Genomic DNA, 262 nt, shown 5'->3' with positions numbered 1-262 from the left:
GAACACCACCCCTGCGGCGGTGAGCTCGTTAACAAATTCGTCGCTGAGATCCGGCGAACCATATCCGTCGAGCAGAACCTCGATTTTTACACCGCGACGGGCGGCATGCAGCAGTGCGCTGTGCAACTGCCTGCCCACGTCGTCTTCAAACCAGATAAACGTTTCCAGAAAGACTTTCTGCTGTGCGTGGCTAATCGCCTCAAAAACCGCCGGATAAAAGTTATCGCCATTTTCCAGCAGCGTAATACGGTTACCTTCCTGC

General features: G+C 53.8%; 1 pseudogene. It reads right to left on the bottom strand.

The features are described from left to right. Positions 1-262, bottom strand: a pseudogene (locus RTW80_RS29665) (cardiolipin synthase B); the annotation flags it as partial.

Source organism: Escherichia sp. AM3 (assembly GCF_032029835.1).
Classification (GTDB): domain Bacteria; phylum Pseudomonadota; class Gammaproteobacteria; order Enterobacterales; family Enterobacteriaceae; genus Escherichia; species Escherichia coli.
Note: the sequence above shows the minus strand (reverse complement) of the source record. Positions and strands in the feature narration are given on the sequence as shown.